This is a genomic window from Microbulbifer halophilus (assembly GCF_026183675.1).
Lineage (GTDB): Bacteria > Pseudomonadota > Gammaproteobacteria > Pseudomonadales > Cellvibrionaceae > Microbulbifer > Microbulbifer halophilus.
Genome location: NZ_JAPIVK010000019.1, coordinates 21,754 through 37,056, shown reverse-complemented (window position 1 = coordinate 37,056; position 15,303 = coordinate 21,754). Strand labels below are relative to the sequence as shown.

Below are 15,303 nucleotides of genomic sequence, written 5' to 3'. Positions count from 1 at the left end.
GCAGTTCCGGATTCAGGATTCTTCCAAATTGGCCACACCGTGCGGCACATGGCCGGTGGCCACATGCTCGGCCGCCGAGGCACAGTGGTTGGGCTGGTCATCGAAGAAGACATCGGCACCGAAAGCGCGCAGGAATTCGCCCTTGGGCAGGCCGCCGAGAAAGACCGATTCATCGAGGCGCACATTCCAGGCGCGCAGGGTGCGGATGACCCGTTCGTGTGCGGGTGCCGAGCGCGCGGTGACGAGGGCCGTGCGGATGGGGCAGCTGTCGGGGCCGAACTCGCTCTGCAGGCGCTGCAGGGCTTCCAGGAATCCCTTGAAGGGCCCGCCACCCAGCGGCTTCTGGGCGGATGCGCGCTCGGCGGCGGCGAAGGCGGCGAGGCCATCGCGCTTGAAAATCTGCTCCGCTTCGTCGGAGAAGATCACGGCATCGCCATCGAAAGCAAACCGCAGTGTATCGTCCTGTCTCTCCCGGGCACCGCCGGCGATCAGTGTCGCCGCAGCCACGCCCTGCTCCAGCGCGTGGCGCACGTCCTGCCCGTCGGAGGACAGGAAAAGGTGGCAGCCGAAAGGTGCAATGTAGCGATAGGGGCTCTCGCCGTTGCAGAAAGCCGCGCGGGTAATATTCAGGCCGTAGTGCTCGATGGAATTGAACACCCGCAGGCCGGTGTCGGCGCTGTTGCGGGACAGCAGTATCACTTCCACCCGCGAATCGCCCTCCAGGCGATCGTTGATTTGCAGGAATTTTTCCACCAGCGGAAAGGCGTCGCCCTTTTCCAGCACATCGTTCTCGTGCGCCGTCTGGTAGTCGGAAAAGGCCTGCAGGCCCCGCTCCTCGAACACCCGGTGGCTGTCCTGCAGGTCGAACAGGGCCCGCGACGAGATGGCGATTACCAGCTTGTCAGCGAGCTGCGGCATCAGGGGGCCTCCACATCGTCGAGCCCCGCGGGTCGGACTTCATCGCGGTGGGCATTGAGCATGGTCAACAGCATCTGTTTCAGGTCTTCGCGGGTGCGGTCGGAGCGCACGCCCACCTGGTTGACGATGACCAGGAAGATCGCGTGGCAGGTTTCCAGGGTCGCCCGCGCCAGGCGGCTCAGCTCATTGGCCGGGCAGCGGAAACCCAGGCGCTGGAACATATTGGTCAGGTGGCTGATGATCAGTTCATCGTGACGCTCGTCCAGTTGCTGCAGCTCCGGAATCCCCCACATCGCCTGCACCAGCGGCAACAGGCCGCGCTGTTCGCGGTAGACCGCCAGCAGCCGCCCGATCAGCTCGCCGACAAAATCCTCCAGTGGCATCCGCTCCAGATCCACCCGTTCCAGTTCCTCCAGCGCGACGGTCATGCTGGCGAGCCACTGCTCGCCCATCGCGTAGAGGATGGCGTGTTTGTTGGGGAAATAGTGGTACAGGGAACCGACCGAAACCCCCAGCTCCTTGGCGATCAGGATGGTGGTCAGGTCGTTGAGCCCCACTTCCTCCAGCAGGCGGCCGGTAGTATCCAGAATCTGGCGGGAGCGGGTGCGGGCCCGTTCCTGTACCGGTTCGCGGCGGGGGCTGAGCTGGCTTCTGCGTTTCTTCTGTTCTGCGTTGGACAAGATCGTCTCCCCCTTCTCGGCTGGCACCAGTCTACCATCAAATCGGCGCGCTATATCGACCGGGTCGCGTCCGACCGGGGAACGGGCTTCAGGTTCGAGTTTCGGGGAGCGAGGCACCTCGCTCCAGCTACCAGAAGTGCTTCCCGAAACTTGAACCCCATAAAACAGAAAACCGGCGCGGGGGCGCCGGTTTTCCGTTCATCCTGTGAGAGATGAGGAAAGAGTCAGAAGCGGTAGTCCAGGTTGACACCCACCACGCGGCCGCGGGACGGATCCGTCTTGGTGGCCGGCAGGTTGTAGAGGGCCTCGGCGTAGCCCCAGTGGTAGTACTTCTCGCCGGTCAGGTTTTCCGCGTAGAGCCCCGCGGTCCAACTGTCCTCCGGCGAGGTCAGGGCCACGCGCAGGTTGAAGACATTGCGGCTGTCCAGTCTCACCGCTTTGGTATTCTCCAGATCGGACCACTGTTCGCCGGTGAAGGTGTATTCACCGGAAACGGAGAGTTCGCCTAGGCCGGTCATGTAGCGGTAGGTCAGCACCGTGGCGGAGGAGAATCCGGGCGAGAAAGCCATCTCGTTGCCATCGCAGGTATCGCACATCTCGGCGGGCGCACCGGTAAACTCGGTATCCAGCCAGGACAGCCCGGTATACAGGTCCAGGTTGTCGGTGAGCATCCAGCGGGCATCCACTTCCAGGCCCCGCCCTTCGGATTCACCCACGTTGCGGGTAATGGCGGCCGCGCCCACCCAGAACGCCTGTTGCATATCGTCGTAGGTGTACTGGAAGGCAGCGGCATTCAGCGCCAGGCGGTTGTCCAGCAGGCGCGCCTTCAGGCCCAGCTCATACGAGAGCACCGTCTCCTCGTCGAAGCGGCTGGGCTCGGCATTGTCGGCGTTGACCTCGTAGTCGTTCTCCCAGAGCCAGTCTGCCTGGCTGATCTCGTCGCCGTAGGCCGGGTCGGTGATGTGGTAGGACAGGTAGTCGAAACCACCGGATTTGTAGCCGGTGGCAACGCTGGCGTAGGTGGTGAGTGTGTCACTGATGATGTGAGTCAGGGTGGCGCGGCCGGAGAGATTGTCCCAGGTGTGGTCGCCGGTGATCGGGCCGTCGGTGTACATGGCCTGGTAATTCCAGCCACCGGTCCAGGTATCCGGCCAGGGGGAATCCACGCTGTAGGCTTTGTCGTCCTCGGTATAGCGCGCACCGAGACCGAGAGTTGTCGCTTCGCTCAGGTCGAAAGTGGTGTTGGCGAACACGCCCCAACCGCTGAAGTCGCCCACTGTGTCGGCGGCCTCGATAGACATCCGGCCCGGGGCGTACTCCCAGGGCTCGCCCTCTCCGAAACCGAAAGCCTCCTCGATTACGCCCTGCGGGAGCGCGTCGCAGGTCACGAAGCTGTCCAGCCCCTCTTCCCACTCGTCCGCGTAGATGCCGTCACAGATGAAGTCCTCGTGGTCGATACCGGCGAAGGCCGCGTCCAGGTCTTCCCGATAATAGGAAGCGCCGAGCACGTAGTTGAAGGGGCCGCTGTTGTCAGAGGACAGGCGGAACTCCTGGCTGAAGAAGTCGCCGCTCTGCTCGCGGGTGTAGGTATCGATGGGATCGGCGGTGCCGTCGAAGTCCTCTTTATAGGCGTAGTCGTGAGTCTTGTAGCCGCTGATGGAAGTCAGGGTGGCGCCGCTGGCCAGCTCGTGCTCCACAGTGAGGATGACATCGCCGATTTCCGACTCATCCAGGCCCCGCTCGTCGTTTGCCACCTCGTCGTAGGCGCCGTCGGTGTCCAGGGAACGGTAGATGGTGCCGTCGTTCTTGCGCTCTTCGTACTGCCCCATCAGGGTGACGGTTGTGTTGTCGAAACCGTCGTAAACGGCGGTCAGGCGCATGGCGTCGCTCTCGCTGGCACCCAGGTCGCGGCCGCCCTCGAGGTTTGTGACGTGGCCGTCCTCCTCTTTATGGATACCGGCAATGCGCACCGCCAGGTCTTCGCCCAGCGGCATATCCACAGCGCCCTCGAACTGTTTGCGGCCGTACTGGCCGGCGTTCACAGACACCTCCCCGGCGAAGGTGTCGCCGGGCTTGCGGGTCGCCATGGAAATGGCACCGGAGGCGGTGTTGCGACCGAACAGGGTGCCCTGCGGCCCCTTTACCACTTCGACGCGTTCCAGGTCGTACATACTGGGTGTGGCGCCGGTGCGGCTCTGGTAGACGCCGTCCAGGAAGATCCCCAGGGCCGGGTCGCTGCCGCTGCCAAAACTGTTGTTGTTGACCCCCCGCACGGATACCGAGTCGAAGTAGGAATCGGTGGTCTCGCCGGAGACGCCCGGCGTCAGGGAGAAGAGATCCTTGAAATCGCTCAGGTTGCTGTTCTTGACGGTGTCGCCGGTAAAGGCGCTCACTGCCATGGGTACATCCTTGAGGGATTCCGCACGCATCTGTGCGGTGACAACAATCTCCTCGATTTCCGCCGCGGAGGCCCCGGAGCTTGCAGTCAGTACTGCCACGCCGATCGCCGACGCCAGTGTATGTCTATTGGTCTTCAGTGATTTATCTGTAACAGGCATGGTCGCCCCCGTCATTTTTTTTATTCAGGGTTGCACATCCGATACCGCCGATGGCTTATTCCCAAAGAAAGAAGTTTGTCTGGAACACCGTTATCCCACAAACCGAATTATTATTCAAATTCGAAATTTTTCTCCTAATTTGATGCGTCAATCGCCCCTTAATGGAGCAGCCTTAACTGCCCAACCTGTCTTTAAGGCTATAGTAGAGCATTCCCGCCACCAGCCCCGGCCACCGCAGAAGAGTACCGCCCGGGAAAGTGGGCGTAGGAATTTGTGCCAGTATATCAAAACGCTCCTCAGTGCCCGCCACTACCTCCGCGATCAGCTTGCCGGCCAGAGTGGCCGTAGGCACGCCGTGACCCGAATAACCCTGGCTGTAGAAGACGTTGGGCTCCAGGCGCCCCAGGTGCGGCATCCGGTTCATGGAGATGGCCAGGGTGCCGCCCCAGCCGAATTCAATCCGGGTGTCCGCCAGTTGCGGATAGACCTGCAACATGTACTTTCGTACGAAGTGACGAATATCCTGTGGGAAACGCGCAGTGTAGTTCTCGCCGCCACCGAATATCAGGCGGTTGTCACCGGAGAGTTTCCAGTAGTCAATGACGAACAGGGTATCCTGCAGCGCATGGTCGTTGGCAATCAGCTCCCGGGCCAGCTCCTCCGGCAGCGGCTCGGTGGCCAGCACGAAGTTGTTGATGGGCATGATCTTGCCGGCCATGCGCGGCTCCAGCCCACCCAGGTAACCGTTACAGGCCAGCACTACATTCTTCGCCTTTACCTGGCCCTTGCCGGTATTCACCGTGCAGAGGGAACCGCCCTTGTAGTCGGTAACGCGGCTGTGCTCGAAGAACTGCACCCCGGCGGCTGCGGCGGCGTCCGCGAGGCCCAGGGCGTAGTTCAGCGGGTGCAGGTGCAGGGAACCACTGTCGATCTGCGCACCAAAATAGCGTTCGGATCCCACCAGCGAGCGAACCTCGTCCTCTTCCGCGTAGCGCATCTGCTCGTAGCCGTAGCGCTTGCGCAGCAGTTCGACCTCCTGTTCCAAATCCCGGTTGTGGCTGCGCTTGGCCGCCAGGTGCATGATGCCGCGCTTCAGGTCGCACTGAATGCCGTGGCGGGTGATCAGTTCCTCTACCAACTGTACCGCCTCGACACTCATATCCCAGAGCTGCCTGGCGGTGTCCGCGCCGAGCAGTCTCTCCAGGTCCTCCTGGCCGCGGCGCTGCCCTACTCCCACATGGCCGCCGTTGCGGCCGGATGCGCCCCAGCCGATGCGCTCGGCCTCCAGCACCACCACCCTGTAGCCCCGCTCCGCCAGGTGCAGCGCGGACGACAGGCCGGTATAGCCGGCACCGATCACGCACACATCGGCCTCCACCTGCCCTTCCAGCGGCGGGCAGACCGGCGCGGGGTTTGCGCTGGCGGCATAGTAGGAATCGGTGTGCCCCACCAACTTGTTCACGGTACCAGTGGCGGTCATAAAACGTCTCCATCGGCGGCAATGGCCGACCCGGGCCAAAACCGAACAATCATTCAATTTATAATTGAATAATAATTCGGTTTATTGTCATAATCAAAGCCGGTGATCGATTTTCTGATCCGATCACTTTTTGGCCCGTCCAAATCGGCTACAGACCAGGCCGCAGATGCTGTGCGCCTGTGGCCGGTTCTCCGGGCGTATAATAAGTACAGTCCGAACAGGATCACTCCACCCAAGGTGCAACATGGACAAGATCAAGAAGTGGCTCGCCGAACACAGCATTTCCGAGGTGGAATGCCTGGTGCCCGACATGTCCGGCAACGCGCGGGGCAAATTTACCCCCACGGATAAATTCCTCACCCAGGACAGCCGCCTGCCGGAGAGCATCCTGGTGCAGACGGTAACCGGTGACTACGTCGATGAACACAACGAGCTGGTAGACCCGGCGGACACCGACATGCTGTTGGTGCCGGACCCGGACTCCATCCGACTCAACCCCTGGGCCAACGAGCCCACGGCGCAGATCATTCACGACTGCTACACCCGCGACGGCCAGCCGCACCCGATCAGCACGCGCAATATCCTCAAGTTCGTGCTCGACAAGTACGCCGCCCGCGGCTGGAAGCCGGTGGTCGCGCCGGAGGTGGAGTTCTACCTGATCAAGCGCAACCTGGATCCGGACGAGAAGCTGTGCGCTCCCGTGGGCCGCTCCGGCCGCACGGAAAAAACCCGGCAATCCTACAGTATCGATGCGGCCAACGAGTATGAACCGATCATCGAGGACATGTACGATTTCTGCGAAGCCCAAAGGCTGGACGTGGATACCTTGATCCACGAATCCGGCACGGCACAGATGGAAATCAATTTCCTGCACGGCGATCCGCTAAAGCTCGCCGACCAGGTCTTTACCTTCAAGCGCACCGTGCGCGAAACGGCGCTGCGCCACGGCATCTACGCCACCTTCATGGCCAAACCGATGGAGCCGGAGCCCGGCAGTGCGCTGCACATTCACCAGAGCATCGTCGATACCGAAACCGGCGGGAATATTTTCGTCGACGAGGAAGGGCGGGAGAACGAGACCTTCCACCACTTTATCGGCGGCATGCAGAAGTACACTCCCGGCTTTATGAGCTTTTTTGCCCCCAACGTGAATTCCTACCGGCGCTTTACCCCGGAAATCGCCGCCCCCACCAGCCTGCACTGGGGCTATGACAACCGCACCACCGGCCTGCGCGTACCGGACAGCTCGCCCCAGGCGAAACGCCTGGAAAACCGCTTCCCCGGAGCGGACTGCAACCCCTACCTGGCCATCGCCACCTCGCTGGCCTGCGGCTACCTGGGCATGACCAACAAGATCGAGCCGAGCGAACCCTACCGCGGCGATTGCTCGGAGGAACCGATCTCCCTGCCCCGCACCCAGGAACACGCCCTGAGCCTGCTGCTGGAATGCGAAGAGGCAAACGAAATGTTCGGGGAGAAATTTGTGCGCGCCTGGAGCGCGATCAAGCGCGACGAATACGAGGAGTTCAACCGCGTTATCAGCTCCTGGGAGCGGGAGTACCTGCTGCTGAACGTCTGATCCTGTAACACCGGCAATGCTCTGTCTCACGGGGCTTTTTTGTGCACGCAAACAATCAGCAACCACCCGCAGAGCGGGTGGTATGATGAAAGCCCCCAGAGGGGGCTATGTCACAGCCCCGCCAACCTCATCTGCTCCTGGCGGCGCTCTTCATTTTCCTGATTCTCGATGTACTCTCGAATCATCTGTTCATCTAAGCCAACGGTGCTTACGCAGTATCCCCTAGCTCAGAAATGTCTACCGCTGAAATTTCTCTTCACCTGCAGATGTTCACGAAATATTCGTATCGCCGACTTCCCCTTCAGAAGCCCTACCGTATTAGCCACGCTGAACTTCGGTGGAATCATCAACAGCATGTGGATGTGATCCCTCATCGCGTAACCCTCTACCAGCTCAACACCCGCCTGGCGGCAAAGATCACGGAATATCGAGCCGATCTCTCTGCGTAAAGTCCCAAATATCGCCTTTTTCCGGTATTTGGGGACAAATACGATGTGATACCTGCAATAATGTTTGACGTGAGCTTGGCTCTGCCAATCTCTCATATGGCCTCCTATTAGAACTTGCCGGTTCTTGGAAGGCCATATTCTCTACCCTGCACGCCTGAACGGCAGAGCCCTGTCGAGTCTCACCGCCAGAGGCGGTGGTTTACCTATGTGTTAATTATTCAGTATTATGGGTAAAACAGGCAGTTGATGTCTTTGCATCATGAGAAAAATTTCGGCGTCGATCTATTAACCTTCCGGGAGGATCTGGGGTTTAGAAAGACCTGGAATTCCCCCAACCGGTTAATCCGGTATCCAATTTTTTTTGTATATCGGTCTGTAGATGGATATCACCAGCGCCTTCCCAGCTTCTCAAAGTTCGAACTCACGCTGCTCACGGATCTCTTTAAGCTGTTTGGTGATCAAATATTCTTGGCCATCACAGTACAACTCAGCCGCTTCAGCATTCCGGTTCAAAGTTGGTTTCCGAATACGTCTTGACTTCTCCCCAACGGCCAGCTAGAAATACTGCTGTTTTCGGATTAATACGCTGAAATACTATAAAAACTGTGCACAGAAAGATATATTTCCATTCTCAACAATGGGGCCAGACTAGGCATTCAACACCTCGTGCAGATGCCAGTAATTTGATGGCAAAAAACTGGGATTGAGCTGCCTTTTCAACGGCATTTTATGAAACCCTGGCCACAGGGAATGTGCAAGGAGAGCCCGTGGACCAACTTCTCGATCCCACCAGTCACGATGCTGACCGGGAAACAGTTCGCCCCTCGCATCGGCGAAATCTGCGCGAAGGCCTTACCCGGGAAGTAGCTCGACTTCTCGAAAACGACGCTGGAGCCACCTCGATCCCCGAGGACCATCCTCTGAACCAGCTTGGCCTGGATTCTCTGGCAGCCGTGGAGCTGGTGGAATACATCGAGCGCCATTTCCACGTGAAACTGCCTGTGATGTCCCTATTCGGCTCCATGACGCTGGGCCAATTGGTCGACCTCGTTGAAGAAACTCGGATGAAGACGGGCACAGAAGGAGGAGCCGGCACCCCGGCGAGTACGTCCCTGAAGGCACAGCCCGGCGCCTGTGCGGTAGCGCTGCACGACTGGGAGGTCGCGCTCCCCTTGTTCTGTATTCCCGGCTCAATGGGCGTGGCAACCTATCTGTCGAGTCTTTGTTCCGAGCTAACTGGCCTTTCCTCGACGATCGCTTTCCAGTCACCGGGCATCGACGGTACCGAACCCCCTACTGGTTCGGTCGAGGAACTCGCGCGGCGCTACATCGGCGAAATGCAGACTATCCAACCCGAGGGGCCCTACCGACTCGCGGGACACTCCTTCGGAGGGTTGGTCGCCCATGAAATGGCATGTCAACTCCACGAACAGGGCGAGCAGATAGAGGCGCTGTTCCTGATCGATACCTTTCAGGTCCGGAGTATCGGCGAGGGGAAAGACGTCACCACCTCCGAATTGATGGCCCTGTTCGAACTCCACAACATTGTTCAGCGCCTCTCCGGCCGCCTTGATGACAACCCGATTTACGCCAGCGAGCTGGAGTCACTACCTCCTGAAGAGCAGCGGGAATTACTGGCGAAACGTCTGGGGCCCCATTTCAATTCGCTAAGCAGGATAGCCACCGTCCATCACGCCAATTATATGGCGATGGAGAGGTTTCAACCGCGGTTCTATCCCGGCCCGGCCACCCTGCTGTGTGCTCGATCCGAGTTTCCCGCAGAACTAGTGCATCCTGGCCGCAGCCTCCACTTCTGTACCGACGAACCGGACCTGGGATGGAAGGGGCTGTACGCCTCGTTGAACATCATCACGGTGCCTGGAGACCACGTCACCATGGTACGTCCGCCTCATGCCAAGGCACTCGCCGAGGCGATGCGACCAGCGATGGATGCGCAATCTCGACTTTCCCTGGGGCTGGACCGCCTGCTTCCCGCCAAGGCACCTCGTTCACCTGGACGAGCCCTGGAGATCTCCGGGCAGGGTATCTCCTTCGATCCTTACCATCAGGACTATATCGACGATCCCTATCCATTCCTTTCACAACTGCGCGACTGTGGCCCGGTTGTCAAGGATACGGTCTCGAGGTGGTGGCTAACCCGCCACACCGAAGTATCGGCAGGTCTACGCGACAAGCGCTTTGGTGTCGACCCACGTGGGCTAACCGAAACGCCACGTCTCGACACAAGTAGTGCAAACTTTCCTTTCCTCAGCGCCTTGAGCCGCCAACAAGAAGGAGTCTCCTTCAGCCAACACCTCAACCGTTTCATGCTGTTCTTGGATCCTCCTCAGCACCAACAGCTCAGGCGCGTCTTCTCGCCCCTATTCACCCCCGAGGCCGTAAAGCGTTGGACCAGTTATATCGACGAATGCGCCGCAGAGCTTATCGATAAGCTACGCCAAAGTAGGGAAGTCGATCTGATCAAGGAACTCGCCTTGCCGCTGCCGGCGGCTGCCATCAGTGAAATACTGGGATTCCCCCGGGAGGACGTGTCCGAAGTGTTGCCTTGGGGACAGGACATGATATTGGGGCTCGATCCACTGCTGTCGGATGACACCACCATCCGCATCAATCGCAGTGCGGAAGAATTCAGCCGATACATTCGCGAACACCTGGAAACACAACGAAAGGTAGCGAGTCGCCCCGGAACCGTCGATCCGAACGCCGCGTTGGACCAAGGTCTGAGCATCGAGGAGCTGGTCACCCACTATGCCCTGATGTTCGCGGTCGGCTTTGAAACCACTACCGACATGATCGGCAACAGCGCGCTCGCCTTGCTCCGCCACCCCGACCAGCTCGAGCGTTGGCAGGCCCATCCTGAAATCTCCGACAACGCCGTGGAAGAGCTGCTGCGATACGATGGTCCTGTCCGCTGCTCGATACGCTACGCGCTCGAAGACCTGGATTTCGGCGGCCACCGGATGCGCCGTGGCGAAATGGTCCTCTTCTCCTTTTCCTCGGCAAACCGGGATCCCCGGGCCTTTCTCAAACCCGATCGCCTGGACCTTGGCCGTGACAGCAGACGGCACGTGGCCTTCGCTCACGGCGCGCACTACTGCCTGGGCGCCCATCTCGCACGAATCGAGCTGCGGCGTGTCCTGCCGGCCTTGATACGGCACGATCTCTCTCTGGTACCCGGTGGGGCGAAATGGCGATCCAGCCTGGTGTTTCGCGGTCTGGAGACTCTGGGCATCCGGATCCACTAACGAATCGTGCATCTAGCTGTACCACTGGCAGGAGGATCAACCGGAAAATACCTGTGACCAAATTTACTTGATCAGCAGGTGGCTGTCATTCAGCTAAATTGGGATAATCAGCCTGCAATTGTGATAAATGGCGCAAAGCCAACAAAAAATTACAAAATAAATAGCCCCTCCATCATCATTTTATTGTCATCTTGAGTATGGCCTGTAATCTGAATCTCGTTCGGCAACACCGAATGTTTCGGTCTGAGAAAGCGGAGCGGCGCCCCAGGTCTTCCGGCGTCCCTTGCTCCAGCCAGTCTTCTGCAGTCTGACCTACCGCACTTCCGGAGCTCTGCCGGCACCGCACACCCTTCAATGCCCCCCGGGCGGGGTGCGCTGTGCAAGAGGCCACCCCTCGCGGCCGAGATCCGGATTCATAACTTGATAAAAAACAAGGAACAGCAAGCAATGAAGCGTTTTGTAGCAATCAGTTGCACTCTTGCACTGGCAGTCGGCGCCCAGGCGGCGGACAGGATTCCGGCAACCCCGGATATGCTCTCCCCCCAGGCCCTGGCCGCCACCAGTGGCTCCGATATCGCCCTTGAAAAAGTGCGCTCCCGCACCCTGCCCAACGGCAAGGCGGTAACCCGCTACCGCCAGACTCACGAGGGCGTTCCCGTGTGGGGGCAGTCAGTGACCAGTTCCGGCCAGGGCGCGGCGGCGCAGGTCGCGGGCGACGTGCTCAGCGGTCTGACCGTGGAGGTGCCCTCGGTAAAGGCATCCATCCAGGCCACCAACGCACTCCGGCGGGCCATGGACCACACCGTCAACGCCCGCACACAACAGGGCCAGGTCAAGGGCGCCCTTTCCGTTCCGGCGCTGCAACTGGCAGCCAAGAACAAGCACCAGAAGCTCTATGTCCATATCGATGACCAGGACCGGGCGCGCCTGGCCTATCTGGTCAGCTGGGTCGAATACGGTGACGAGCCCACGCGGCCGTTCTACTTTATCGACGCCCTGACCGGGGAAGTCATCGAGCACTGGGACGGGCTGGCTCACGCTCAGGATGCCACCGGCCCCGGCGGCAACCAGAAAACCGGCCAGTACGAGTACGGCACCGACTACCCGGCGATGACCGTCGACGACAACTGCCGCATGGATACCACCAATGTGGAAACCGTCGACATGAACCACGCTACCAGCGGCGGCAGCGTCTTTTCGTTTACCTGTCCGTACAATGATTACAAGACCATCAACGGCGCCTACTCGCCGCTGAACGACGCCCACTTCTTCGGTGGCGTGGTCTTCGATATGTACAGCGACTGGTACAACACGGCACCGCTGACCCAGAAACTGCGCATGCGCGTGCACTACAGCAACAACTACGAAAACGCCTTCTGGGACGGCAGCCAGATGACCTTCGGCGACGGTGGCAGCACCTTCCACCCGCTGGTCAGCCTGGACGTCTCTTCCCACGAAGTCAGCCACGGCTTTACCGAGCAGAACTCCGGCCTGCAGTACTCGGCCCAATCCGGCGGCATCAACGAAGCCTTTTCCGATATGGCCGGTGAAGCGGCGGAATTCTATATGCGCGGCAGCAACGATTGGCTGGTCGGTGCGGATATATTCAAAGGCAGCGGAGCCCTGCGCTACATGGAGGACCCGACCCTGGACGGCAGCTCCATCGGGCATGCGTCTGACTATTACTCCGGAATGGATGTGCACTACAGCTCCGGCGTCTACAACCGCGCTTTCTACCTGATCGCGAACACCGGCGGCTGGGATACCCGCAAGGCATTCGATATTTTTGTGCTCGCCAACCAGATGTACTGGAACTCGACCAGTGACTACATCGACGGTGCCTGCGGCGTCGTGTCTGCAACCGAAGATCTCGGTTACGAGCTGGCGGCGGTAACCGCCGCTTTCGACACCGTCGGGGTATCCACCTCCAACTGCGGCGGTGGCGGTGGTAACCCCGGCGGCGGCGAACTGGAAAACGGTGTGGTGGAAAGCAACCTCTCCGGCAGTAGTGGCGAGGAGATCCACTACACACTCGATGTGCCCGCCGGCGCGAGCAACCTGAGCTTCCAGATCTCCGGCGGCAGCGGTGACGCCGACCTCTATGTGCGCTTCGGCTCTGCCCCCACCACATCCAGCTACGACTGCCGCCCCTATGTCGGTGGCAACAACGAAACCTGCGATATCTCCAACGTCCAGGCCGGCACTTACTATGTCATGGTGCGCGGCTACAGCAGCTTCTCTGGCGTCAGCCTGGTGGGCAGCTTCGATGAAGATGGCGGCGGTGGCAGCGGCGACGGCTGGGTGGAAACCAACCTGTCCGGCAACCAGGGTTCCTGGCAGCACTTTACCCTGGATGTATCGGCGGGAATGTCGTCGCTGGACGTGCAGATGTCCGGCGGCAGCGGCGATGGCGACCTCTACGTCCGCCATGGCAGCCAGCCCACTACCGGCAGCTACGATTGTCGCCCCTACAACTATGGCAATGACGAGAACTGCAACATCAGCAATCCGCAGTCGGGCACCTGGTATATCAGTATCCGCGGTTACAACTCCTACTCCGGGGTTACCCTGGAGGCCCAGGCAAGTCCCTGACTTTCAATCAGAGCCTTAAAAAAAAGGGGGCAGCCGTCCGGCTGCCCCCTTTTTTTGTCAATGCTCCGAATGATCGCCATACCTGCGGCTTCAATCGGCGCCGATGTGTCTGCCCGCCTTTACTTGTGGTCGGGATCCTTCCAGTAATCCTTTACCGTGTCCTTCATTTCCCTGGCCAGGATACTGATACCGAAGAGGTTCGGCAGTGTCATGAGCACAATGGCCACGGCCGAAAGATTCCAGATGATAGTGGTGTCTTCAATCGCCGCCCAGAAAAAGGCCACCACATAGACGAGGCGGTAGGGCATCACCGCCCTGGGACCGAACAGGTAGATCATCGAACGGTCGCCGTAGTATGACCAGGCGATGGCCGTGGAAAAGGCAAACAGCAAAATACCCAGTGTCACGATCAGGCTGCCGTACTCGCCGAAATAGCCCCTCTGGAAGGCCACGTTGGTCAGGGCTACCGAGTGCAGCAACGAATTGCCCCAGATATCCACGTTCGGATTGGCAAACTGGCCGTCCGCGACAGTCAGCACACCACTGAAGGGATCGTCTCCCACCCGGAACTCGATATCCTCGGCCACGGAGCGGGCATTGAGCAGAGTGAATTCATCGGCGTTCAGCGGGCGACCATCGGCGACCACCACGGAACCACTATAGGCGGCCACATCACTCTCACCACCGCTCAGGTAGCGGAACAGCTGCTCCACATCTTCCGGATTGTCGTCGTTGTAGGACCCGGCTACGGTGGTCATATCCGCGCGTTCAAACCGGTTCATGTGTTTTTCCGACCAGACACCGGAAGACAGAATCACCAGACCGGTCAGGGTACAAATGATGATGGTGTCAATGAACGGCTCCAGCAGGGAAACCATACCCTCGGATACCGGCTCGTCGGCACGTGCCGCCGCGTGGGCAATGGGTGCGGACCCCTGCCCCGCCTCGTTGGAAAAGAGACCGCGGTTGACGCCGCGGTTGAACGCGTAGGCAAAAGTGGCGCCGAGGAAGCCGCCGGCGGCCGCACTGCCGTTGAAGGCGTCTTTGAATACCGCGAGGAAGGACGGGATGATGTTCTGGTAGTTGTAGGTGATTACTGCCAGAGCACCGATGATATACAGCGCCGCCATGATCGGCACGATGGTAGAGGTAACCTTGGCGATACGGGTAATGCCGCCGATGATCACCATCCCCAGCAGAATCGCCAATATCCCCCCGGTCAGCGCCTTATTGAGGCCGAAAGTGTCGTACATGGCCTGGGCGATATTGTTCACCTGTGGCAGGCTACCGGTGCCGAAGGAACTGATCACCGTGGCAATGGCGAAGAGCACCGCCAGCCATTTCATATTCAGGCGGCGCTTCATATAAAACATCGGGCCGCCGGCGAAGTAGCCGTCGGCCGCCTTGATCCGGTATTTGTGCGAGAGGGTCACCTCGACAAACTTGGTGGTCATACCGAGAAAGGCGGTTACCCACATCCAGAAGAGCGCAGCCGGCCCGCCGAGGAAAATTGCCAGGCCCACACCGCCGATGTTCCCGGTGCCCACAGTACCGGACAGTGCGGTTGAGAGCGCCTGGAAGTGGGAAGTATCACCCGGGTCACCGGGCTTGTCGTACTTGCCCCGGACTATCTTTACCGCATGTCCGAAATAGCGAAACTGCGGAAAGCCCAGATACAGGGTAAAAAACAGACCGACACCCAGAAGCACCCAGGGGAACCAGGGTGCGGAGCCGAGCATGCCGTCCATGGACAACAGCAGTTGATTGAAGGATTCCAAATC

At 59.7% G+C, this 15,303-nt stretch carries 8 protein-coding genes and 1 pseudogene; 3 read left to right on the top strand and 6 right to left on the bottom strand.

Translation table 11 applies throughout. From position 1 onward, the window contains the following. Positions 1-12: 12 nt before the first annotated feature. The 4 genes from OQE62_RS11475 to OQE62_RS11460 all read right to left on the bottom strand — a co-directional run bounded on the left by OQE62_RS11475 (position 13) and on the right by OQE62_RS11460 (position 5,636). On the bottom strand, positions 13-918 hold the full coding sequence (locus tag OQE62_RS11475; protein WP_265722178.1) for a 5'-nucleotidase: 906 nt from the start codon (positions 916-918) through the stop codon (positions 13-15). Beyond that, a complete protein-coding gene (locus OQE62_RS11470; RefSeq protein ID WP_265722177.1) occupies positions 918-1,598 on the bottom strand; it encodes a TetR/AcrR family transcriptional regulator in 681 nt (226 codons plus the stop codon). Before OQE62_RS11470 ends, OQE62_RS11475 begins: the two co-directional genes overlap by 1 nt. Positions 1,599-1,822: 224 nt before the next feature. Continuing rightward, complete coding sequence (locus tag OQE62_RS11465) at positions 1,823-4,156, bottom strand: TonB-dependent receptor (RefSeq protein WP_265722176.1); 2,334 nt, start codon at positions 4,154-4,156, stop codon at positions 1,823-1,825. Positions 4,157-4,328: 172 nt separating this feature from the next. After that, positions 4,329-5,636 (bottom strand): NAD(P)/FAD-dependent oxidoreductase, encoded by a 1,308-nt coding sequence (locus OQE62_RS11460; RefSeq protein ID WP_265722175.1) that lies wholly within the window; start codon positions 5,634-5,636, stop codon positions 4,329-4,331. A gap of 244 nt (positions 5,637-5,880) precedes the next feature. Here OQE62_RS11460 and OQE62_RS11455 point away from each other — a divergent pair, with 244 nt between their 5' ends. Next, positions 5,881-7,215 (top strand): glutamine synthetase family protein, encoded by a 1,335-nt coding sequence (locus OQE62_RS11455; protein ID WP_265722174.1) that lies wholly within the window; start codon positions 5,881-5,883, stop codon positions 7,213-7,215. Between the two features lie 110 nt (positions 7,216-7,325). On the opposite strand, the pseudogene tnpA reads toward OQE62_RS11455, so the two are convergent. Continuing rightward, positions 7,326-7,760: pseudogene (gene tnpA / locus OQE62_RS11450) on the bottom strand (IS200/IS605 family transposase). Positions 7,761-8,431: 671 nt separating this feature from the next. Here tnpA and OQE62_RS11445 point away from each other — a divergent pair. Next, a complete protein-coding gene (locus OQE62_RS11445; protein ID WP_265722173.1) occupies positions 8,432-10,930 on the top strand; it encodes a cytochrome P450 in 2,499 nt (832 codons plus the stop codon). Positions 10,931-11,377: 447 nt separating this feature from the next. Further along, positions 11,378-13,522 carry a M4 family metallopeptidase gene (locus tag OQE62_RS11440; protein ID WP_265722172.1) on the top strand — a complete coding sequence of 715 codons (2,145 nt, stop codon included), beginning with the start codon at positions 11,378-11,380 and terminating at the stop codon, positions 13,520-13,522. 119 nt (positions 13,523-13,641) lie between these two features. On the opposite strand, the gene OQE62_RS11435 is transcribed toward OQE62_RS11440, so the two are convergent. Then, the gene (locus OQE62_RS11435; RefSeq protein ID WP_265722171.1) at positions 13,642-15,300 is read right to left on the bottom strand and encodes an alanine/glycine:cation symporter family protein; all 1,659 of its coding nucleotides are present in this window, start codon (positions 15,298-15,300) and stop codon (positions 13,642-13,644) included. Between the last annotated feature and the right edge of the window lie 3 nt (positions 15,301-15,303).

Excerpts from the sequence above, each read along its gene's own strand:
- OQE62_RS11455 (WP_265722174.1), top strand. The coding sequence starts at position 5,881 with ATGGACAAGATCAAGAAGTGGCTCGCCGAACACAGCATTTCCGAGGTG.
- OQE62_RS11440 (WP_265722172.1), top strand. The coding sequence starts at position 11,378 with ATGAAGCGTTTTGTAGCAATCAGTTGCACTCTTGCACTGGCAGTCGGC.
- OQE62_RS11460 (WP_265722175.1), bottom strand. The coding sequence starts at position 5,636 with ATGACCGCCACTGGTACCGTGAACAAGTTGGTGGGGCACACCGATTCC.
- OQE62_RS11475 (WP_265722178.1), bottom strand. The coding sequence starts at position 918 with ATGCCGCAGCTCGCTGACAAGCTGGTAATCGCCATCTCGTCGCGGGCC.
- OQE62_RS11465 (WP_265722176.1), bottom strand. The coding sequence starts at position 4,156 with ATGCCTGTTACAGATAAATCACTGAAGACCAATAGACATACACTGGCG.